At 48.4% G+C, this 22,080-nt stretch carries 18 protein-coding genes; 3 read left to right on the forward strand and 15 right to left on the reverse strand.

All coding sequences use genetic code 11. From position 1 onward, the window contains the following. Positions 1-769: 769 nt before the first annotated feature. From bamA to prmC, 4 genes are read right to left on the reverse strand one after another with little or no spacing between them, the layout of a single operon-like run. Positions 770-3,019, reverse strand: a complete 2,250-nt coding sequence (bamA, locus tag EP073_RS11665) for an outer membrane protein assembly factor BamA (protein ID WP_241653997.1) — start codon at positions 3,017-3,019, stop codon at positions 770-772. Between the two features lie 2 nt (positions 3,020-3,021). Next, positions 3,022-3,651, reverse strand: a complete 630-nt coding sequence (gene hisG / locus EP073_RS11670; RefSeq protein ID WP_128467319.1) for an ATP phosphoribosyltransferase — start codon at positions 3,649-3,651, stop codon at positions 3,022-3,024. Further along, positions 3,648-4,907: a UDP-N-acetylglucosamine 1-carboxyvinyltransferase gene (gene murA / locus EP073_RS11675; RefSeq protein WP_128467320.1), complete on the reverse strand. Its 1,260-nt coding sequence runs from the start codon at positions 4,905-4,907 to the stop codon at positions 3,648-3,650. Before murA ends, hisG begins: the two co-directional genes overlap by 4 nt. Then, positions 4,889-5,794 (reverse strand): peptide chain release factor N(5)-glutamine methyltransferase, encoded by a 906-nt coding sequence (prmC, locus tag EP073_RS11680; RefSeq protein ID WP_164885364.1) that lies wholly within the window; start codon positions 5,792-5,794, stop codon positions 4,889-4,891. Before prmC ends, murA begins: the two co-directional genes overlap by 19 nt. 157 nt (positions 5,795-5,951) lie before the next feature. Between prmC and EP073_RS11685 the strand changes: the two genes are divergently transcribed. The 3 genes from EP073_RS11685 to EP073_RS11695 all read left to right on the forward strand — a co-directional run bounded on the left by EP073_RS11685 (position 5,952) and on the right by EP073_RS11695 (position 10,139). Then, positions 5,952-6,962 (forward strand): helix-turn-helix domain-containing protein, encoded by a 1,011-nt coding sequence (locus EP073_RS11685; protein WP_128467322.1) that lies wholly within the window; start codon positions 5,952-5,954, stop codon positions 6,960-6,962. Positions 6,963-7,049: 87 nt separating this feature from the next. Then, a complete protein-coding gene (locus EP073_RS11690) occupies positions 7,050-7,946 on the forward strand; it encodes a DUF4198 domain-containing protein (protein ID WP_128467323.1) in 897 nt (298 codons plus the stop codon). A gap of 30 nt (positions 7,947-7,976) precedes the next feature. Next, complete coding sequence (locus EP073_RS11695) at positions 7,977-10,139, forward strand: TonB-dependent receptor (protein WP_128467329.1); 2,163 nt, start codon at positions 7,977-7,979, stop codon at positions 10,137-10,139. 346 nt (positions 10,140-10,485) lie between these two features. Here the strand turns inward: EP073_RS11695 and prfA are convergent, their stop codons facing one another. The 11 genes from prfA to EP073_RS11750 all read right to left on the reverse strand — a co-directional run bounded on the left by prfA (position 10,486) and on the right by EP073_RS11750 (position 22,079). Beyond that, on the reverse strand, positions 10,486-11,556 hold the full coding sequence (gene prfA, locus EP073_RS11700; RefSeq protein WP_128467331.1) for a peptide chain release factor 1: 1,071 nt from the start codon (positions 11,554-11,556) through the stop codon (positions 10,486-10,488). A gap of 459 nt (positions 11,557-12,015) precedes the next feature. Further along, positions 12,016-12,912, reverse strand: coding sequence for a DUF1385 domain-containing protein (locus EP073_RS11705; RefSeq protein WP_128467333.1), 897 nt, complete (start codon positions 12,910-12,912; stop codon positions 12,016-12,018). Between the two features lie 436 nt (positions 12,913-13,348). Then, the gene (gene thyX, locus EP073_RS11710; protein WP_430654684.1) at positions 13,349-14,056 is read right to left on the reverse strand and encodes an FAD-dependent thymidylate synthase; all 708 of its coding nucleotides are present in this window, start codon (positions 14,054-14,056) and stop codon (positions 13,349-13,351) included. Between the two features lie 53 nt (positions 14,057-14,109). Further along, the gene (gene rpmE / locus EP073_RS11715) at positions 14,110-14,322 is read right to left on the reverse strand and encodes a 50S ribosomal protein L31 (RefSeq protein ID WP_128467335.1); all 213 of its coding nucleotides are present in this window, start codon (positions 14,320-14,322) and stop codon (positions 14,110-14,112) included. A 457-nt stretch (positions 14,323-14,779) separates the two neighbouring features. Beyond that, the gene (rho, locus tag EP073_RS11720) at positions 14,780-16,021 is read right to left on the reverse strand and encodes a transcription termination factor Rho (protein WP_128467336.1); all 1,242 of its coding nucleotides are present in this window, start codon (positions 16,019-16,021) and stop codon (positions 14,780-14,782) included. Positions 16,022-16,231: 210 nt separating this feature from the next. Further along, positions 16,232-17,038 (reverse strand): pyruvate, water dikinase regulatory protein, encoded by an 807-nt coding sequence (locus EP073_RS11725; protein WP_241653998.1) that lies wholly within the window; start codon positions 17,036-17,038, stop codon positions 16,232-16,234. Between the two features lie 2 nt (positions 17,039-17,040). After that, positions 17,041-19,008 (reverse strand): NAD-dependent DNA ligase LigA, encoded by a 1,968-nt coding sequence (gene ligA / locus EP073_RS11730; RefSeq protein WP_128467340.1) that lies wholly within the window; start codon positions 19,006-19,008, stop codon positions 17,041-17,043. Then, positions 18,996-20,189 carry a peptidase U32 family protein gene (locus tag EP073_RS11735; protein WP_128467341.1) on the reverse strand — a complete coding sequence of 398 codons (1,194 nt, stop codon included), beginning with the start codon at positions 20,187-20,189 and terminating at the stop codon, positions 18,996-18,998. The genes ligA and EP073_RS11735 overlap by 13 nt, the downstream gene beginning before the upstream one ends. A gap of 350 nt (positions 20,190-20,539) precedes the next feature. Next, the gene (locus EP073_RS11740; protein WP_128467343.1) at positions 20,540-21,166 is read right to left on the reverse strand and encodes an O-methyltransferase; all 627 of its coding nucleotides are present in this window, start codon (positions 21,164-21,166) and stop codon (positions 20,540-20,542) included. Further along, a complete protein-coding gene (locus tag EP073_RS11745; protein WP_128467344.1) occupies positions 21,167-21,649 on the reverse strand; it encodes a MotE family protein in 483 nt (160 codons plus the stop codon). Further along, positions 21,642-22,079: a flagellar export protein FliJ gene (locus tag EP073_RS11750; protein WP_128467346.1), complete on the reverse strand. Its 438-nt coding sequence runs from the start codon at positions 22,077-22,079 to the stop codon at positions 21,642-21,644. Before EP073_RS11750 ends, EP073_RS11745 begins: the two co-directional genes overlap by 8 nt. Position 22,080: the final 1 nt, after the last annotated feature.

The raw sequence follows: 22,080 nt of genomic DNA on the forward strand, positions 1-22,080 counted from the left end.
TCCATCCATGGAAATTTGTGATACACGCTCGCGCCGAATTTCATTCGGCTTCGCTGCGCACGGCGCATTCCCATCCGTGGAAATGTATATATTTTCTATGCCTTTGCTTCTTTAATTTATAATCACAAATTTTCCATCCATGGAAATTTGTGATACACGCTCGCGCCGAATTTCATTCGGCTTCGCTGCGCACGGCGCATTCCCATCCGTGGAAATGTATATATTTTCTATGCCTTTGCTTCTTTAATTTATAATCACAAATTTTCCTTCCATGGAAAACCGCTGGTCAGTTCCGGCGGTTTCTGAACCAAGCCTGCTGACAATTTGTGATACACGCTCGCGCCGAATTTCATTCGGCTTCGCTGCGCACGGCGCATTCCCATCCGTGGAAATGTATATATCTTGTTTTCTACCCTATTACCTTTCTTTTCCGTCATTCTGAGGCAGAACCAAAGAATCTCAAATCTTTTGAGACTGCATCGTCGCTTCACACCGCCGCAGCGACGTCTCATCGTCATTGCAAGTGCCGGCGAAGCAATCTGCGACCACAGATACAGTACCTTTCAAATCCTCCCCAGCTCTCCTTGACAAAAAGAGGGAGCACTCATCCTAACAACTCCACTGAGGGAGTATTGCCGTGAGGAACGAAAGGCAGTCGATCCCCTCACAGTTCCACGGAGGGAACTGCGCCGTGCGGAGCGAAGGTTTGCTCCGCAAACCGCGAGCGTGTATCACAAATCCCCACGGACGGGGATTTGTGATTGTCATATCAGAACATACCGCCCATTGAAAATTCCCATCTGCCGCTTTTTTTGTTGTCATCACGGTCAAGAGGAATGCCGTATTCTATTCTTATTGGTCCTATGGGGCTGTACCAGCGGAAGCCGACGCCCACACCCTGATAAAATTTTCCGTCAAGATAGTCTTCGTCCGTGTCGTTAACCTGTCCGGCGTCATAGAAGAAAGCGCCTTTGAAGCCCTGATCCGCAGCGATGGGGAAGACCAGTTCCGCATTAAACAGGAACATCTTGTTCCCGCCGTAGTCGTAACCGTCTTCATCCTTGGGGGAGATGTAACCGTATTTATAGCCTCTCACACTGTAGATCCCGCCGAGCCTGAAACGTTCATCAACAGGGAGTTTCCCCTCACCAGTGGAATCCAGATAGCCGCCCTCAAGATGCAGCATACCCACGAATTTCCACCAAAGAGGTATAAACTCTGAGGTTTCCACTCCGGTTTTATAATAGTCGTTATCACCGCCGAGGGGACCGCCGGCGTATTTGTAATAAATCCTGGAAATATTACCCGATGTGGGATCCACAGGGTGGTTTGTTGTCCTGTAGTTGAGGATCGGGGTAAAGCTCACTGTGGTGTATTCGCCTTCCTGATCCCAGATATACTGCGAAGCGTTGTCGTCAATATCCGAGATCTTCTCTTTTTCATAGGCGAGCTTATATGTGGCGTACAGCTTGCGTCCGACAACAGGGTGTCCGAGCCTGAGAGCCACACCGTCATTGTATTTGTCATATTCGTAGTAGCTTCTTTTCAGCTTATAGAAGTCCACACCGAGAGTGATCGGTTTATCAAGAAACCACGGATCCGTAAGAGATATGGTGTAGTCCGTTCTTTTACTGGCGAATTCCGCTTTAAAATCTGTTGTATAGCCTGAGCCGAGGAGGTTTTTCTTTTGAAGGCGAAGCATGAACATCAGTTCATCCACGGACGAATAGCCCATGCCCACGCTGAAAAAGCCTGTTCGCTTGTCCTTCACACTGACATTGAGATCCACGGATGAGTCGTCCACTCTTTTTTCATCAAGACGAACCTCCTCAAAGTAGTCAGTAAATTCTATGTTTTTCTTGGAGCTGTTGATTCTGCGGCTGTCATAAATATCGCCTTCGGCAATGTCCATCTCGCGTCTGATGACTCTGTCCTTGGTATCGGCGTTGCCTCTGATGTTTATGCGGCTGATCTTAACTAGAACATTCTCCTCAACCCTGTATGTGACGGTAACAGTCTTCTCGTCTTTGTTCTCTTTTGTCAGCGGCTCAACGTTGGCAAACGCATATCCGATTTCAGTGAAACGGTCAGTGAGGCGTTTGATGTCGTTTTGAAATTCCTCAACATTGAACCAGTCGCCTGATTTAAGAACCGTTACAGACTCAAGCTCTTTATCTGTGCGGTGTCTGTTGCCTTCAAAGGCGATGCTGTCTATCTTAAATCTGTCCCCTTCCTCAACACGGAAGGTAAGTGTGATGCGTTTCTTTTTGCCTTCACTGATCTGCACCTCAGGCTCACCCACACGCACTTGAATAAAGCCTTTCTTCATGTATTCGCCGCGGATTTTCTCGACATCAATCTCAATGAGTTCCTGTTTCAGCTTGCCGCTTCCGGTAAGCCATGAGAAGAAACCCTTCTCCTTTGTGGAGAGCATTTTCATCAGTTCTTTGTCTGTATAGAACTTGTTTCCTGCGAATACTATATCGTAGATCCTAGCTTCGGGTCCTTCCTCAATGCGGAAGAACACATCCACAGAGTTATCACTTCTGTCCTCAATATCAGCCTTCACCGCAACTGAGTAATACTTTTCATCGTGGTAAACGCCGATAATTTTATTGATGTTCTCCTCAACCTTCGCCCTGTCAAGGATCTGACCTTCCATGGGGATCATGTCTTCCGTTATGTAGTTTTCCCTTACATTGATGTTCCCTTCCAAGTAAACCTTGTTCACATAGGGCTTTTCCTTAACCACATACACAAGGGTGAGCTTGTCGTCGTCAACACGCATGTCGACCTGAACATCCACAACGAGATCCGTCGTGAAGATCTCCTTTATGGAGGCGCTGACTTTGTTCATGTCAAACTCTTCGCCCGCTTTCACCGTGTATCTCAGGAATGTTTCGGAGGGAACCCGTCTGTTCCCTTCTATTTTGACAAGGTCTATGACTGCGGCATAGGAGTTTGCCGCAAATGTTATGATGAGTGCACTAAAAAAAAAATTAATAAATAGCTTTTTCAAGTTCATATCCCGCCCAGCCGCTTAATTATTTCCTTAACGCGCTCGTGTTTGAGTCTGGTCATGCTTTTATTCCCGATAAGTCTCGCTGTGGATTCAAGCATTGTCTCAATAACCTCAAGCCCGTTTTTCCTGAGTGTCTGCCCCGTGGAGACAAGGTCGACTATCATATCAGAAAGACCGACTATGGGAGCAAGCTCAATGGAACCGTAAAGTTTTATTGTTTCAACAAAAATACCTTTCTTGGCAAAGAAGTCCTTAGTCATTTTCGGATATTTGGTTGCGACAACCATATCATGTCTGTACCTGCTGTTGCCGTCTTTGATTCCAGCCACGCAGAGCCTGCACGCGCCGAAACCCAAATCCATGAACTCGTACACATCGGCGGCGGTTTCTTTGACAATGTCAAGACCGACTATGCCCAAATCAGCCGCACCGTGCTCAACATAGGTGGGAACATCCATGTTCCGCACAAGCATATAACGCATGCCGTGCTTCTCATCGAGGAAGACAAGCTTTCTGCTCTCCTCATCAACAACACCTTCCTGAGTGATGCCTTTTGATACGAAAAGTTCAATGGTTTCATCCGCCAGCCTGCCCTTGGGCAGTGCAACGGTTATTATATTTTCATTCATTCCGCCGTCCTTGTAATATCCGCGCCCAGCAGCGAGAGCTTCTCGTCGAAGCGCTCATAACCCCTGTCCAGATGGTAAACACGGAGGATTTCGCTTGTTCCCTCAGCCATGAGGGCAGCTATAACGAGGCTTGCGCTCGCCCTGAGATCGGATGCCATCACCGGCGCACCCGTAATGTTCTCAGCGCCTCTGATAACAGCGGATTTATCCTTCAGCCTGATGTCGGCGCCCATGCGCTTAAGCTCGGAAACGTGCATAAACCTGTTTTCAAAGATTGTTTCCGTAATAACGGAAACTCCTTGGGACGCAGCCATAACAGACATAAACTGCGCCTGCATATCCGTCGGGAAGCCCGGATAAGGCTGGGTGGAAATATCAGTTCCTTCAAGCCTTCCGTTTTTTTCCGCCGTGATGGTGGAATCGTTTACCACCTTTATGTTTAAGCCGGTCTGTACCAGTTTGTCTATTATAGCAGTCATTGAGGAAACCGGGGCGTTTTCCAGAGTAATTTTCCCTCCGGCGCAGGCAACAGCGCAGAGGAAGGTTCCCGCCTCTATCCTGTCCGGCATTACTATGTAATCATTGCTGTTGAGCTTCTCCACGCCTTTGATGCGTATGATCGTGGAGCCTTCGCCTTCGATTTTTGCGCCCATTTTCTTGAGGAAGCGGGCAAGATCCACGACCTCAGGCTCCTGAGCGGCATTGTAGAGCACAGTTTCGCCTTCCGCCAGAGCAGCAGCCATCATTATGTTTTCCGTTCCGGTTACAGTTACCACATCAAAAGTGATTTCAGCGCCCTTAAGCCTTTCACACTCGGCTTCGATATATCCGTGGGCAACGTTTATGTCCGCCCCCATGAGTTTGAGAGCTTTTATATGCTGATCCACAGGGCGTTCGCCTATGGCGCATCCGCCGGGGAGGGAAACTTTAGCCTTCTTCTTTCGGGCAAGGAGCGGTCCCAGAGCAAGCACACTCGCCCTCATGGTTTTCACCAGCTCGTAGGGAGCGATTACCTTCTCCATGTCGTCTGAGCAGTTAAGCTGTATGCCGCCGTCCTTTCTCTCAGCAGAGACGCCTACCTCTCCGAGGAGGGAGAGCATAGTTCTTATATCTCTGAGATCGGGGACATTTGAAATTTTGTATGAACCTTCCGCCAGAATTGTAGCGGCAAGAATAGGGAGACAGGCATTTTTAGCGCCGCCGATGCGCACATTACCGTTGAGGGGCTTGCCCCCGTTTATGACCAGCTTTTCCAAAAAAGCACCCTTTTTATCCCGCTCAGATCGCAATAAAAGCGGTGTTCAAACCCACCGTATGTTTTCGATGGGTTCCGCTCAGAGCTTGCTGAAAAACCACCGTAAATTTTCGATGATTTCTGTTCAGAGCCTGCTGAAAAACCGCTGTAGATCCCGTTGAGAGCTTTGAATTGACCCGCGCCTACTTCAGCCAGAGCCACCCAGTTTTTATTGCACAAATCAGGGACTATGTCTATCAGTTTTTTATAGAACACAAGCCCTTCATCCGCTGCCACCAGAGCCTGAAAAGGTTCATACATAATGCTTTTTTCTAACGTTTCATACTCCTGTTCAGTCACGTACGGCGGATTGCAGAGCACCATATCAAACCCGCCCTGAATGCCTAATTCACCGAGAACATCCCCCTGAATAAACTCCGCCCTGCTCTCAAGCCCGAGTCGCCTGCGGTTTTCCCTCGCGACCTCTAAGGCGGCGAAGCTTATATCCACACCTACACCCGTTGCCCCCTCCATCTCCGCGAGTACGGAAAGGAGTATGCAGCCTGAACCGGTGCACAGGTCAAGAACTCGGGGATTCCTCTTCGGAGCAAGCTCAAGAGCCTTTTCCACGAGAATTTCGGTCTCATATCTAGGAATGAGCACATTTTCGTTTACATAGAACTCACGCCCGTAAAAATGCCTGCGGTTTGTTATGTAGGCAGGAGGAACACCGTCCCTCAGCTTTTCGATGATCGCTCTTACCCTTTCATCCCGCTCAACTTTTTCGGACATCAAAAGCGGAACCCGCTCATATTCCGCATTCATTATAAACGCAAGTATATCAAGAGCATCAGCCCTGTTAGGGATAATACCTGTTATCTCTTTCAGAAGAGAAGCTGCTGTAATCATAAAAAAAACTCCGCATCCGCCTGTTAACTCATGTGTACCGTAAAGGGCATTCAATGGCAAGAGGTTCGGCATTCTATGCTGTGAGCGATATATTAAATTGACTCTTTTGTAAATTAACACTAAGATAGTTAGAATATTAAAACAATGGTATTGCGGAATGCTGAGCGAAATATCGGTTTCAATTAATGAATCAGTGAAAAATACTGACAATGGCGCAGTGCGTCCCATGTCTTCACCTTATCTTAAGTATGCCAAGGAATACCTTATCACCCCCGAGATAGGATATTACTCAATGGATGTTCCATCCGGTGAAGAACTGAAAACAGGCTTTCAGACAGCGAACAGCTCACTTGGGATCATATTCTGCCTCGGGGGTTCTTCCGTGTTTACCATCAGCAAAAACGGACTGACCTACGAGTACACGCTCCGGCAGGGGGAGTGCAGTATAGCCTATATGCCTTATGCCGCAGGAATCTCAGCAATCGACAGCCGGAAGAGATACAGAGCGGTAAATATGTTCATCGTCCCCCTGCGTGTCAGAAACCATTCTTTCGGTCATCCCATGGCGGAAAGCTTTCTTCAGGAGATAACCCGCACAGCGAAAGATAGCATCTTCCTCACCAAAGGGAACATCACGAAAGATATTCTGAAAATTCTTCAGGAGCTTATAAGCACAAAAGCCTCGGGATTCTCTTACAGAAACCTTGACATATCAAGACTGTATGAGCTGGTAATGCTCACCGTGGAAAGCCTGAATACCAAAAAGCAGTTCAGACAGAAAAATATCCTCCAGCCGGAAGATATAAACCTGATACTGAACGCGGGGCGCCTGATAACGGAAAATCTCTCAAATCCGCCAACTCTGGTATCCCTCGCAAAATCCGCAGGGCTTAATCTCTTTAAGCTTAAAAACGGGTTCAAAGAGGTTTTCGGAACAACGGTCAACGGATTCATTACCGATAAGCGGATGGAAAAAGCCAAGGTCATGCTTGAAAGCGGTGATTACAGCGTGAGCAACATCGCTTGGGATCTTGGCTACACCAATGTGAGCCATTTTATCGAGCTTTTCCGCAGGCAATACGGCATGACCCCGGGGAAGCTCCTTTCCGAGCAGCGCAGCAGGTCGGTCTCCAAGCTTATATCGAGCGCCAGACAAAGCATAATTTAATTTTCGTATATTTTGAATACCTTCTCGGGTAGCGGTAAGCCACCTTCCGTTTTATACTTCTCTAACTTTTTTCGAGAGGTATATTTAATGAAAAAACTTACAAGGCTTGCGGTCATCACCGCACTTTTTACTCTTCTGGCATCAGGCACTGCATACGCCCATTACTTCTGGATCAATGCCTATGAATCATTCGCCCACGGCAGCGGTCATGTGCTGATGTTTCTCGGCTTCGGTCACAAGCTTCCGGCGGATGATCTTCTTTCCGGCGATTTCGGAAACATCTCAGTTCAGAAGCTCCGGATAAAAGGTCCGGACGGTAAAACAACAGATCTCACCGTCCCTGATACTGCCCGCAGGGAGCGCAAAACAACTCCTTGGGGAGCCACACTGGAGACCGGTGACATAGCGCTGACCAAGTTTGCGGCAGCAGCGGAAACTCCTGCGGGAGTGTATACGGTTTCCGCTCAGTCCGCCCCGATATACATAACAAAATATCTGGACGCAGACGACAAGCCCAAATTCGCGTTCAAGCCGATGAATGAGGTTAAGGACGCCAAAAAGATCATGGATTCCATTCAGCTCCTCTCCTTTGCCAAATCCCACTTTACAATTGGCAGCGAAAAACCGTCGCCCGAAGCGGGCGGCATGCCTCTGGAAATAACTCCGCTGACAAACCTCTCAAACATCAGGGCAGGCGAGCTTGTTTCATTTGAGACAACATTCATGGGAAGCAAAGTGCAGTCCGGAGCAGACACAGAGTACATCACGGCTTTCTCCGACACTTTCGGAATGCCTGACGGCTACCAGCTTTATTCAATGATTCTCAACGGAAAATCCGCAATCCGGTTTCCCGCTGCCGGAAACTGGCTTGTCAGTGCCGTTGTCAAAAAGGATGTGGAAAGCATGCCCGAATTGGCGGAACTGAAAGGCAAGGTCAAATCCGTTTATTACTCAGCAACGCTGAGCTTCAATGTTAAGCCTTAACAATATTCATTTTCAGGGAGAGATAGTTTTATGATGAAAAAAAAGTTTTTCGGTACACTGCTTGCGGCGGCCGTAATGCTGCCCGTTCAGGCATATGCGGCAGAAAACAAAAACAGCGCTGACATTTACAAGCTTGACAATGTCAGTGTGACGGCAAGAAAGGCGGAAGAATCCGCAAAGGATGTTCCCTTCAGCCTTTCGGTTATTGACGGTAACGAGCTCACAAATCGGGGAGTTAAAAACTTTGAGGACATGCTCAAACAGACCGTAGGCGTTGAGACAAGCACATACGGCGGGGTAAACACCAGAATAGTCCGCATGCGCGGCGTCGGTTCACTCCAGCAGGTCAGCCCCGATGACACCTCAGTAATCATCAACATAGACGGCATTCCGAACAACGCGGGCACAGCAACACTCAGCACAATGGACATTGAGCGTGTCGAGGTGCTGAAGGGACCGCAGGGAACTCTCATGGGGCGCAACAGTCAGTCGGGAGCCATCAATATCATCAGCAAAAAGCCCACAAAGGAGTTTGAAGGTTACGTACGCGGCGAATACGGCGATGACAACACGTTCCTAACAGAAGGCGCCGTCAGCGGTCCTCTCACCGAAAAGCTCAGCGCAAGACTCGCCGCAAGATATTCCGGCTATGAAAATCAGGTGAAATATTACCGGACAGATGAACCCGTGAGCAAGCCCAAGGATCTGGGCGTTCGCGGAACACTACTTTGGGAACCTTCATCCAAAACTGAGGTGACCTTCATCGCAGGTTATGAAGAAGTCAACAACCGCCCCGAGTTCCGTGTGCTTATGCCCTATGACGATAAGCAGGAGGTAGATATACCCGAAGGCGCCTCCGATGCGGATAAGGACACAAACAGATACACCCTTGAGGTTCAGCACAGGTTCGCGAACGCGGTCTTCACATCTGTGACAGGTTATACGGACGTGGAATCCAACGAAAAACAATTCATATACGACGGCGTCCTGTTCAGAAAATTAAGAGGCGTGACCGGAGACGGCAGCAGAACCGTTATCAACGAAAGCACTGCTTTCACACAGGAATTCCGTCTCTCATCAAAACCTCAGGACAGTATCTTCTGGGTTACCGGTCTCAGCTACTACTATATGGACAGAGATCTGATAAATACAGACGCTTGGAGCACATTTCAGCCGACCTACACATTCAACGCAGAAATGGATGTGAACTTCAAAACACGCAGTCAGGCGGTTTTCGGGGAAATGACATATCCTGTCACGGAAAGAATAAAGCTTACCGGCGGTCTCAGATACACATGGGAGAAAAAGGAATACGACGCCGACTGGGCAGCAAATCCGTCTAACCCCAACCCGATTCGCACAGCATCCGACAGCGGTGAAATAGATGACGACTACATGACCGGACGCGCGGCAGTCAGCTACGCCCTTACTAAAACAGTGAATATCTACGGTGTTTACGCCAGAGGGCACAAAACTGCGGGATTCAATGAGTGGGCGACTGGCTTCATCACAGGAACAAGGGAAGACCGTTATTACGATGAAGCAGAAGTTGACAGCTATGAACTGGGCTTTAAATACGAATCCGCAGACAGGAGATTCGGTCTTAACGGAGCTGTATTCTACAATGATAACAAGGACGACCACGTTCTTGTATACAACTACACAATCAACGCCAGCGATGTGGAAAACTTTGATACCGTGTCAAAAGGCGTGGAGCTTGAAGGCTACGCCAGACTGGGCAGATTCCTTATTAACGCAGGTGCGGGCTACACCGACACAGAGATAAAATCCATACCCGAAGGAAGCGCATCCGGCGCCGAAAAAGGAAATAAGGTTCCCGATACCCCCGAGTGGAACGGGACTTTATCCGTGTCATATTTTCACAGCCTGCCGTCCTTCCTCGGTATGAAGGAGCCTGTTTTCTTCTCCAAACTCACAGAGAGATACGTCGGCTCCCGTGCGGGCGATCCTGCGGACAATTTCGAGTTTGATTCATACCACAAGCTTGATGCCCGCATAGGGATAATGAACGGCGGATTTGAGCTTTACGCATGGGGAGATAATCTGCTTGACGAGCGTTATGACCTGTTCGGATGGTATTACGGCGTATCCGCAGTTGACGGTGACAAAGTTGTCATAGGGATGCCGTCCAAAGGGCGCACGTTGGGCATCGGCGCGGCATACTACTTTTAAGAATCACTAATCCTGTGGTTTTACTGTAAAAGATGCGGGGGAGCATATGCTCTCCCGCATCTTTTAATTTGTTATTGAAAAATTATAATCCGGCTTCCTTCAATCTCTCTGTCCTTACAGCCAAAATCCGCACATCCTGTCGGATTTTGCCACACGCTCGCGCCTTGCAAAGCAAGCCTTCGCTCCGCACGGCGCAGTTCCATCCATGGAACTGTTATAATCCGGCTTCCTTCAATCTCTCTGTCCTTACAGCCAAAATCCGCACATCCTGTCGGATTTTGCCACACGCTCGCGCCTTGCAAAGCAAGCCTTCGCTCCGCACGGCGCAGTTCCATCCATGGAACTGTTATAATCCGGCTTCCTTCAATCTCTCTGCCTGATCGTAAGAGAACAGAGCGTCGAGGATGTCGTCCATTTCGCCTTCCATGAAGCGGTCAAGGCTGTATGAGGTTACGTTGATGCGGTGATCTGTTACCCTGTTCTGGGGGTAGTTGTATGTTCTGATCCTTTCGCTTCTGTCGCCGGAGCCCACCTGAAGCTTTCTGCTTTCGGCACGCTCGTCAGCCTTCTTGCGGATCTCTATCTCAAGTATTTTTGATTTAAGGTGTTTGAGCGCCTTCTCACGGTTTTTGATCTGGCTTCTTTCGTCCTGACAGGTGACAACTATTCCAGTGGGCATATGGGTCATACGCACCGCTGAGTCAGTAGTGTTTACGTGCTGACCGCCTGCGCCGCTGGCACGGTAGACATCAACCTTAATGTCGGCGGGATTCACATCTATCTCCACATCCTCCGCTTCGGGCAGAACCGCCACAGTACAGGCGGATGTGTGTATACGCCCGCCGGACTCAGTTTCGGGAATACGCTGAACCCTGTGTCCGCCGGATTCGTATTTCAGGCGGCTGTAAGCACCCTTGCCCTTCACCATGAACACGATCTCTTTATACCCGCCTACGCCTGTCTCGTTGAAATCGATTATCTCAGTCTTCCAGCGCTGGTTTTCAGCGTAACGGGTGTACATTCTGTAAAGTGCGGCGGAAAAAAGGGAAGCCTCATCACCGCCAGTACCGGCACGGACTTCAACGTATATATTCTTATCATCATAAGGATCTTTCTTCACAAGCAGAAGCTTAAGCTCTTCGCCCAAAGTTTCCAGTTTTTCCCTGCCCTCTTCTATCTCCATCTCCGCAAGCTCACGCAGATCAGAATCATTAGAAGTCTCAAGGATACTTTTCGCCTCGGCTATAGAGACCTTGACAGCCTTGTACTCCTCATATTTTTCCACAACACCCCTAAGCTCTGAGTGTTCCTTGGCAAGCTTCTGAAAGGCTTTGGGATCCTTCGCCGCTGAAGGATCATTTACCTTGCGGGTGAGGTCTTCATACCTGATGACTACTTCTTCCAGTTTGTCGAACATTGTTTATTCCTGAACGTATTTTGTATCTTAAAATTGAGAGAACCCTTTTTAACGGAAAAAAGTGTTCTCTCACACTCTCTCCCAAAAACCTTATTTCCTGCGGTGCAATCACGTTTTTTTAAGGATCCGGGGAAGCTTTTTCCGGAAAAAGTCTCCCCTTATAAATAATATAAAGTAAATCTTACACTACTTCTATACCTTCAGGCAGTTCCTGAACTGACTTGCCGCATTAACAGGAACATCCTGTCCTGTTAATGCACACGCTCGCGCCTTGCAAAGCAAGGCTTCGCTTCGCACGGCGCAGCCGCTTCCTGCGCCTGTCAGACTACTTCTATACCTTCAGGCAGTTCCTGAACTGACTTGCCGCATTAACAGGAACATCCTGTCCTGTTAATGCACACGCTCACGCCTTGCAAAGCAAGGCTTCGCTTCGCACGGCGCAGCCGCTTCCTGCGCCTGTCAGACTACTTCTATACCTTCAGGCAGTTCCTGATCCAAGGCTGCTTTCAGAGAGATGATGGCGATTTCGAGCTGTTTGTCGTCAGGTTCTCTGGTGGTTATTTTCTGTACCCAGAGCCCGGGGGTGATGAATATTTTCAGCAGCGGGTTGCCGCAGTGACGTCCGCTGAATTTCAGTATTTCGTAAGATATGCCCGCTATAAGGGGAATAAACACGATTCTTGCGCCGAGCTTGATCAGGAAGTGCGAATCATTGGGTATGAGCGAGAAAGAGAGTATGCACACAGCCATGACGATTATGATGAAGCTTGTTCCGCATCTGGGGTGAAGTCTGCCCATTTTGCGGGCGTTTTCCACCGTGAGCTCCTGTCCCGCCTCAAAGGTGTAGATTACTTTGTGTTCAGCGCCGTGATATTGGAAAACCCTCTGTATATCCTTGAAAAATGAGATTATCCACACATAGAGCACGAAAAAAACCACTCTGATAACGCCGTCAATGGCGTTATAAAGCAGGGATGATGTCTCAACGGCGGGGAGAATGTGTCTGCTCAGATCTGTAAGCAGCAGAGGGAGATAAACAAAAAGAAGCAGCCCTAGTCCGAGACCGCCCGCCATGCTGAAAAACATGCCGACTTTGCTTACCTGCTCCTCACCTTCACCTGAGGAGTGATAGGCACTGAAATTAAGCGCCTTTATGCCGAGAACAAGTGCGTCATAAAGAGCAATAAGTCCTCTGAGCACAGGTTTTTTCAGCCATTTGTTCCTATCCAGACTTACGTCCTGTTTTTTGATGATTATGTTATCGTCCGGTTTTCTGACAGCGATTACGAATCTGCTTGGGGCACGCATCATTACACCCTCAATAACCGCCTGTCCGCCTACGTCAAATTTTGCCATTCCAATTCCTTAGTTGTCTTATAGTTATACAGCTCAGAAACGGTACATCCTGTCCGTTTCCTCACACGCTCGCGCCTTGCAAAGCAAGGCTTCGCTTCGCGCGGCGCAACTCCGTCCATGGAGTTGTACGTACTGCGGTACACACTCCGCGGACACATACATGTGCCTAAGCACCCTCAATAACCGCCTGTCCGCCTACGTCAAATTTTGCCATTAAACATTCCTTGATTTAATATATCCAATACCTTTTCCTGTCATTCTGAACGGAGTGAAGAATCCATTCCGATTGAGATTCTTCGCTTTGCTCAGAATGACGCATACAAGCGTAAAGCTCTTTCTGCCTCAGACACACTGACGTGTCCGGAAAACAAACCAATTTTATCGTTTGATAAATATATACACTTTTCATAATACTTAAAGATAAAACTAAGATAAGCTAACGCTCTTTTTCTGAAAGGAGGGTTCTGTATTTCTCTCTGACTTCTTTTGCCTTTCCGCAGGTGAAGGCACCCTCGGGGCAAGCGCCAGATACGCAGCCGGGACCGGAGTCTTTGAATATTGAAGACGCAATTTTATTGCATTCGATAAGCATAAGCTCCGCCATTTTCCTTATCTCCCACTGCGCCCTGTTACAGCAGCGGATATGAAAAAAGTGGATAAGCTCACGGGCGTTCATGGTGACTATAATTTTGGTTTCGCAGGCATTCGGAAGCACATAACGCGCGTCCTCAGCAGGGATGCCTTTTGATGCAAGGAGATCATAAGCCTTTGCTATCTCACCCATAATGCGCTCAAACTCAAGCTTAGCCTCCGGATCCGCCGCTACTGTTTCGGGAAGAATATATTCAAATCCTCCGCCGTGTTTAACGTATCTCTGGGATTTCTGGGAATAGCTTGCTATGCGGTGTCTGACAAGCTGGTGAGTAAGAGCTCTGGATACACCTTCAATGCCGAAAGTGAACGAGACATGCTCAAGGACTGAGTGATGCCCGATGGAGACTATTTTCTCTATGAATTTTTTCTGCTCACTGGCAGAGACCTTTTCAAAGAGGTCGTCTATTCCTGCATCGGAATAACAGAGTTTGGCGGCCATTGCCGCCGTAAGTTCACCTTCTGCGGTGCAGTTCAGCAGGCGGACGTTTATTTCCGCCGGCTGTAATTCAGCAGAACCGTTTTTCTGCCCGCACATCTGTGAAATTAACCCTGAGTTTTGCCGTATTTCTTCATGAATTTCTCAACACGACCAGCCGTATCGAGGAATTTCTGTTTACCTGTGAAGAAGGGGTGGCATTCGGAGCAGATAGCAACATTTGCTTTAGCGGGATTAACAGTCGATTTTGTTTTAATCTCGCTTCCGCATGCGCATTTGAAAACCACTTCTTTGTAATCAGGGTGGATACCTTTTTTCATCTTACGTACCTCTATATTTTATAATGCAAAAACCTGCGTCCTGCGGTTTTTGCATACACGCTCGCACCGAAACAAGTTCGGCTTCGCTGCGCACGGCGCGGTTTCTTCCTGAAACCGTACAAAAAAAACCGCATGCTCTTATAGTTTATAATGCAAAAACCTGCGTCCTGCGGTTTTTGCATACACGCTCGCGCCGAAACAAGTTCGGCTTCGCTGCGCACGGCGCGGTTTCTTCCTGAAACCGTACAAAAAAACCGCATACTCTTATAGTTTATAATGCAAAAACCACACAGGGTTTGCATATGTTTTCCTTTGTCAGTGCTGTCCATATAAAATACGGCGCATTGATTTACAGGTCAAGGGAAGAGGTTATACCACAACCGCAAACCCTTTTCAAGAACAATCCTCTGAAAGCTGTCCGCCGGAGGATTTTGGAACATCCTGCGGCTCACACCCTTTATTTGCCCATCGATTCCAAGAAGCCAATATTGTTTTTGGTTCCCTTCATCTTATCCAACAGGAATTCCATAGCGTCCACGGAGTTCATGCTGCTGAGGAATCTGCGGAGAATCCAGACCTTGTTGAGTTCGTTTTCGCTGAGGAGGAGTTCTTCCCTTCTTGTACCGGACTTGTTGATGTCGATGGCGGGGAAGGTTCTTTTCTCAACGAGACGCCTGTCAAGATGAAGCTCCATGTTGCCCGTGCCTTTAAACTCCTCAAAGATAACCTCGTCCATTCTGGAACCGGTATCCACAAGTGCTGTGGCGATGATGGTAAGGCTGCCGCCCTCCTCGATGTTCCTTGCGGCGCCGAAGAACCTTTTGGGCTTGTGAAGCGCATTGGCATCCACACCGCCTGAAAGAACCTTGCCGCTGGGTGGCTCGATGGAGTTGTAAGCTCTTGCGAGCCTCGTTATGGAGTCCAGAAGGATACACACGTCACGACCGTGTTCAACAAGCCTTTTCGCTTTATTGAGAACCATTTCAGAAACCTGCACGTGTCTGTACGCCGGTTCGTCAAAGGTAGAGCTGACAACTTCCGCGTTAACGGAGCGCTGCATGTCCGTAACCTCTTCAGGACGTTCATCTATAAGAAGGATGATCATGTACACTTCGGGGTGATTTTTGGTGATGCTGTTTGCGATTGATTTAAGAAGCATCGTTTTACCCGTTTTCGGGGGGGCAACGATGAGACCCCTCTGTCCTTTACCCACCGGAGCGATGAGGTTCATTATCCTCGTGTCGTAATGGGTAGGGAAGGCCTCAAGTTCCAGCCTTTCCTCGGGGAAAAGCGGTGTGAGGTTTTCAAAGAGGTTCCTCTGTCTGGAGGGTTCCTCGAAGTTGACCTGCTCAACCTTGAGCAGCGCGAAATATTTTTCGTTGTCCTTTGGGGGTCTGATCTCCCCTGCTATTGTGTCACCGTTGCGAAGACCGAATTTCCTTATCTGGGCGGGAGAAACGTATATATCGTCAGGACCCGGCAGGTAGTTGTAATCCGTTGACCGGAGAAAGCCGAAGCCGTCCGGCAGGATTTCAAGCACCCCTTGTCCGAAAATGTGTCCGTTCCTTGCGCTCGTGGCTTTGAGAATCTCGAATATGAGCTCCTGCTTAAGCAGGCTCGCTGAGTTCTCTATCTCGACTGAGTTCGCAATGGCAACAAGATCCTCGATCGATTTTTTCTTCAAATCGTTCAGGTTCACTTATTCACCTCATAATTTTATACATAATACTCAGGTTGAAATAATTTGATTTGTAAATTAATAACCCGGATTTTCCTGTGTGATTTTCCGCTAAGTTAAATAGGGTGAGACATGCCATGAAGGCTGTGTACACCAAACTTTATAGACTGCTTTATCCCGTGTCAAGAGTTTTTTAGGGCATAAAGTGCTAATGTGCGCGCTTTATCCGCCTCAAAGCTCCATATCACGCCCGAAAACGGAGTGGATTATCTCCCTTGCTGTTTCTTCGATTGATTTATTTGTAGTATCAACAATATGCCATCTTCTGTTCTTGCGGATGAGCTCATAGACGAACTCAACCTCCTCGAAGATTTTACGCATATCATTGTACTTGCTCTGCGTTTTATAGTGCTTAAGCCTCGCCGTGCGCACCTTCTGGAGCACTTCCGGATCCATAATGAGACAGACAACCTTGTTCGGATCAACCTTGAAAACCTCTTCAGGAATAGGCACTTCCGGTACAAGGGGAATGTTCACCACCTTGAATCCCTGCTGAGCAAGGAAAAAAGATGTAGGAGTCTTTGATGTTCGGGAGAGTCCGAGAACGATTATATCCGCCTCGTCCAGCCCGACAACAATTTTGCCGTCGTCATGACTGAGGGTGAACTCCACCGCATCAATACGCTTGAAGTATTTCTCATCCACCTTACGGAGGACGCCCGGGCTCTCCGTTGCCTTTCTGCCGAGAAATATCTCAAGCTTGTCGATCGGAGGTCCCAGAATATCGTAATGCAGTATGCCGTGCTCATGGCAGAATTGATGGATAGTGTCTCTGAACTCTCTGATAACCGTGGTGAAAGCCACAAAACCCCGATCCACTCTGGCATGCTCCAGAATAGCCTTCAGCTTGTCAAGTTTGTCCACCATTGAGTAGATGGTGAACTTCACCTGCGGATCCTCAAACTGGAGAAGTGCCGCCTTCATTATGTTGAGGGCGCTCTGCCCGGTTCCGTCAGACAGTATGTAAATACGCTTCAAAATCAGCTCCGCTCTGCCATATTCATAAACTCATCTTCTGTCAGAACTCTGACACCGAGTTTTTCAGCCTTTTCCAGCTTGCTTCCGGCTTTTTCTCCGGCAATCAAATATGACAGATTTTTACTCACTCCGCTTGCTATTTTTCCGCCCAAGTTTTTTATAAGCTCTTCAAAATCAGCTCTCGGACGGCTGAGAGTTCCTGTTATGAGGAATGTCTGTCCTTCAAATATTCCGCCTGCGTCCTTCTTTTCCGCCTCGAACCTGAGTCCGGCTTCACGCAGAGAATTGATAAGGTTTATATATTTCGGCTGCCGCAACGCTTCGGTGATGTCCTGCGCCACAAGCGCGCCTATGGAGTAAACCGCCGTGAGCTCTTCCTCGGTTGCAGTTTTCAGCCTGTCTATACTGCCGAACTCCTGCGCTAATATCTCCGCCGTGCGCACGCCGACGGAGGGGAGACCTACGGCAAACAGTACCTTTTCAAAAGGCTTGCTCCTGCTCTCCTCCACTGCGGCAGTGAGGTTATCCACCGATTTATTCCCAAGACCTTCCATAGTTCTCAGAGAGTTATAATCCATGGTGTAAATATCCGCAGGAGTTTTCAGCATCCCCAGATCCATCAGCCTGTCTATGAGGGATTCGCCGAAGCCCCGTATATCCATGGCGTTGCGGGCAGTGAAGTGTCTCAAGGCACCTCTTGCCGTGCCCGTGCATTCGGGGTTGACACATCTGAAAGCCACATCCTCCCGCACAAGCTTATGATGACAGACAGGGCAGTTTTCAGGAAGCGGGACTGCCCTTTCCTCCCCTGTTCGTCTTTCGGCTAAAGCACCAGTAACCTTGGGGATAACGTCCCCGCCCTTTTCAAGGCTCACATAATCGCCGATTCTTATTCCCAGTCTCTCCACCTCGTCCATATTGTGGAGCGTGGCTCTGGCAACCGTGCTGCCGCTAACCTTCACAGGCTCAAGTATTGCGACCGGAGTCACCGTTCCCGTGCGTCCGACCTGAAACTCAACGTCAAGCAGCTTTGTCACGGCTTGTTCAGCCGGATATTTATACGCTATAGCCCACTTCGGGGCTTTTATGGTCATTCCCAACCTGTCACGCAGGCGGTAGTTGTCCACTTTTATGACGGCTCCGTCTATCTCATAGCTGAGGCTTTCTCTTTTTGATCGGATAAACGCCACATGTTCTTTAACCTCTTCCGCCGTTTTGCAGAGCTTAACCATGTCATTAACACGGAAGCCCAGCCGCTTCAGGCGCATGAGGTCTGCAAAATGACTTTCCCCCTGCCCCTTGTCCAAACCGAAGGCGAACATGCTCAGGTTTCTTTTTGCGCACTCACGGGAATCCAGAAGTTTAAGGCTTCCCGCGGCGGAGTTGCGGGGATTGGCAAACAGAGTAAGTCCTTCCTCCTCCCGTTTTTCGTTCAGCTTACTGAACGATTCCACGGGCATATAGACCTCGCCACGGACGACAAGTCTCTGCGTTTCCTCTGTAACCAGCGGAACCGCCCTTATGGTTCTGACATTGTGGAGAATATCCTCCCCCACAGCGCCGTCGCCCCTTGTGGCGGCGCTTATCAGCCCGCCTTTTTCGTACACAAGGCTCACTGAGGCGCCGTCTATCTTCGGTTCCACCACAAACGGCGGCTCTTCCAGCGTTTCTTTGTAAACAGTGGCTATAAAACTGTCCAGCTCCGCATCGCTGTATGTGTTGTTAAGACTCATCATCCTCACTTCGTGGCGGATGCTTTCCAATCCCTCAACAGGCGGAGCGCCCACACGCCTTGAGGGCGAATCATCCCGCACAAGCTCAGGATGTTCCGTTTCCATCTCAAGAAGCCTTCTGTAGAGCCGGTCATAGTCATAATCGCTGATCACCGGAGCGTCATTGACATAATAATTGATGTCGTGCTGTTTTATCTCTTCGACAAGTCTGTCGTATTCTTTCTTTATGCTTTCCATCTTCTCAGAATACTCCCGTCCGGCAGTTCATCGGGCAGCTCCATGCTGTAACGGTAATTAGGTCTTGTCGCCTCAACCGGCGCTCCCTGTTCATCGGTCAAATCAGTCACCTTATAAGGCATAACTTCCAGAAAAGGGGTCACAAACTCCAGTTCCTCACCGGCATGGAATTTATTCTTAGCTATCATCTGCCCGTTTTCGATTGAACCGAGAAATTCGCTGCCCTGTATATAATTAGCGTTGGCGTAATTCATGCTTCCGCTGTCGATGTCGCCTCTATAAAAGCCGGCAGTGTAGCTGCGGTGGGTGACGCTTTTCAGCATCCGCATCCACTCTTCCCTTGCCTCGTACCCGTCAGGATCAGCCATAGCCCAGTCCAGCGCCTGCCTGTATGCGCCCGTAACCAGCGCCACATACATTACGCTCTTCATCCTGCCTTCTATCTTGATGCTCTTCACGCCGGACTTCACAAGCTCGCCGATATATTCTATGAGACATAAATCCTTGCTGTTATAAAAATATGTGCCCCGTTCGTCTTCAACCACAGGGAAATATTCCCCGGGTCTGGTCTCCTCCACAAGCGAATACTTCCACCTGCACGGATGAGTGCACATTCCGGCGTTGGCATCCCTGCCAGTCATATAATTGCTTATCAGACACCTGCCGGACATGGATATGCACATAGCCCCATGCACAAAGACCTCGATCTCCGCCTTGGCATTTTTACAGATATAGGCTATCTCCTCAGCGGAAAGCTCACGGGCAAGAATAACCCTCTCTGCGCCAAGCTCCGCCCAGAAATCCACAGCGGCGAGATTAGTCACATTCGACTGTGTGCTGATATGCACTGGAGTCTTAAGCTTCATATCTCTGATAACCTTAAACACTCCCGGATCGGAAACAATCATCGCATCCGGTCTCACAGACTCAAGGTTGTACAAATACTCCCTCAGCCCGTCAAACTCTGCGTTACGGAGATAAGCATTGACAGTGACATAACCCCGCTTTCCCTGACTGTGCAGAAAGCTCAGAGCCTCACCCAAGTCGTCCATACCAAAGTTGCCTGCCTTCGCGCGCAAACCGTAACCCGTTCCGGCAAGATACACAGCATCCGCACCGTAACGGACAGCATACTTTAACTTCTCAAAATTCCCCGCAGGGCTTAAAAGCTCAACTGACATTGTTTTTATTTTTTCCTTTTTTGAGTTTTTAAATACTTAAATTTAAAAGATTCGGTTTTTGGGGAAGAGTTTGAGAAACATTTTTTTTCCGTTAAAAAAGGGTTTCTCATGTTTATGTCTCGGGGAAACTTTTTATAAAAAACTTTCCCCAAACCCCTTCAAAAATTTTTAACTGCTTTGCATTATTAAAAATTAACCAAAAGCACGCCGGAGCCAACAGGTAATAACGTAGACGAAGCTGGCATATCTGACTTACCGATTAAAATTTCCTTCCGTGGAAATTTTAATACACGCTCGCGCCGTGGTAAACACGGCTTCGCTGCGCACGGCGGGATTTCCGTCCATGGAAATCAAAAATTCACCAGCAAAACGCCGGAGCCAACAGGTAATAACGTAGACGAAGCTGGCATATCATTTTTTATTTCCTCGATGAAATTGAGGAGTTCGTCACGTCCTTGGCGGTATTTTTTGGAGACTTCCGCTGTTTCCATGGCGAGCATTCCGAAGAGGAGCACATCATCGAATATTACAAGTCCGCCTTTATTGACTCTGCTTTTGACAGTCTGCCACATCAGCGGGTAGATTCTTTTTACGGAGTCGATAAACACCATGTCATAGGTTTCTGCTGTGCGGTTAAGGTACGCGACTGCGGATTCGCTTATGAATTCCACATTTTCCAGCTCAATGCAGAGGGTTTTCGCCACGGCTATGCGGTTGGGATTGTGGTCAATTCCGGTTATTTTCGCACTGGGAAAGCCCTGTTTTATATACGTGGTGGATGTACCTATGCCGCTGCCGATTTCAAGAACTGAGGCGGGTTTAAGCACGGATGCGAGCAGGCGGAGGAGCTCTCCTGTTTCCGGTTCGACGGAAGGAACATCGTGTTTTTTGGCATAGTCGTGCATATCTTCATTTTTCGCTCTGACTGTAGAACGGATGTATTCGAGAATACCGGGGATTAATATATCGTTTTTCATTTACTGACCGAGATTTACCTTTTCAGGAGTGAGTTTTTCCGTTATCTGCGATGCTTTTTCAGCATCAATTTTACCGAGAGCCGCCATGATCTTGCCTGCGTTCATGGGGGGAATCTTTCTGATAAGCTGAACGGCTTTATCTGTGTCCATTTTCACGAAGATTTCCGCCGCTGACTTGGGCTTGGTGGATGAGTATATTCTGGCAAGAGCCTCAAGGTTTTTGTCCTCGCTGGACTGAACCTCATTCAGTCTTTTGGTGATAGTGTCCTTGATTGCGTTGAGCTCGTTTTCCTTGGCGATGAGCTCTTCCTCAAGGGCTTTCAGACGCTTTTCCTTGTCTGACAGCTCTGTTTCCTTTTTCCTGAGCTCCTGCTCCTTAGCCTCAAGCCTTGCAGCTAGGCTCTGAATATCCACAATGCTCTGCGCCTGTGCGGTAAGCACAGTCAGGCACATAAAAAGTGCCGAGAGAATAAGTTTATTCATTTCTGCCGCTCCTTGAAACTATGAGTTCATCTATCATTTTCATTTCTTCCTTGTCCAGATACGCCATATAGTCTTTAACATGCTTTTCCTTGAGCTTCAGCATAATTTTGTGATTATTCATAGCCTGCACGGTTTTTTTCTTCTGCCGTTCAACCGCAATGCGGGCATCATGCGCCATACGCTCCATGGTTTTTCTGTGCCCTTCAAGCTTGAGGATATATTCATCGTACATGCGCACAAACTGCATCTGTCCGCTGAGCTTGGCTTCTTCCTTTTCGGCGTGCTTCTGTTTTTCGGTCTCAAGCATCTCCATAAGCTGTGCGGTGATGGTGCGGAGCTTGGTTTCGAGCTCACGGAGTTTGTTCTTCTCCAACTCGTAAAGCCGCTCTCTGTGCTCCAGAACCTTTTCCAGCTTGAATTTGGCGTTCATA

The organism is Geovibrio thiophilus, from assembly GCF_004087915.1.
In the GTDB taxonomy this organism is placed as follows: Bacteria; Chrysiogenota; Deferribacteres; order Deferribacterales; family Geovibrionaceae; genus Geovibrio; species Geovibrio thiophilus.

Coding starts and splice junctions, on each gene's coding strand:
- EP073_RS11705 (WP_128467333.1), bottom strand. CDS start 12,912: ATGGCAAAATTTGACGTAGGCGGACAGGCGGTTATTGAGGGTGTAATG.
- EP073_RS11735 (WP_128467341.1), bottom strand. CDS start 20,189: ATGTCAGTTGAGCTTTTAAGCCCTGCGGGGAATTTTGAGAAGTTAAAG.
- prfA (WP_128467331.1), bottom strand. CDS start 11,556: ATGTTCGACAAACTGGAAGAAGTAGTCATCAGGTATGAAGACCTCACC.
- ligA (WP_128467340.1), bottom strand. CDS start 19,008: ATGGAAAGCATAAAGAAAGAATACGACAGACTTGTCGAAGAGATAAAA.
- hisG (WP_128467319.1), bottom strand. CDS start 3,651: ATGAATGAAAATATAATAACCGTTGCACTGCCCAAGGGCAGGCTGGCG.
- EP073_RS11685 (WP_128467322.1), top strand. CDS start 5,952: ATGCTGAGCGAAATATCGGTTTCAATTAATGAATCAGTGAAAAATACT.
- EP073_RS11745 (WP_128467344.1), bottom strand. CDS start 21,649: ATGAATAAACTTATTCTCTCGGCACTTTTTATGTGCCTGACTGTGCTT.
- rpmE (WP_128467335.1), bottom strand. CDS start 14,322: ATGAAAAAAGGTATCCACCCTGATTACAAAGAAGTGGTTTTCAAATGC.
- EP073_RS11695 (WP_128467329.1), top strand. CDS start 7,977: ATGATGAAAAAAAAGTTTTTCGGTACACTGCTTGCGGCGGCCGTAATG.
- EP073_RS11750 (WP_128467346.1), bottom strand. CDS start 22,079: ATGAACGCCAAATTCAAGCTGGAAAAGGTTCTGGAGCACAGAGAGCGG.
- EP073_RS11740 (WP_128467343.1), bottom strand. CDS start 21,166: ATGAAAAACGATATATTAATCCCCGGTATTCTCGAATACATCCGTTCT.
- EP073_RS11690 (WP_128467323.1), top strand. CDS start 7,050: ATGAAAAAACTTACAAGGCTTGCGGTCATCACCGCACTTTTTACTCTT.
- prmC (WP_164885364.1), bottom strand. CDS start 5,794: ATGATTACAGCAGCTTCTCTTCTGAAAGAGATAACAGGTATTATCCCT.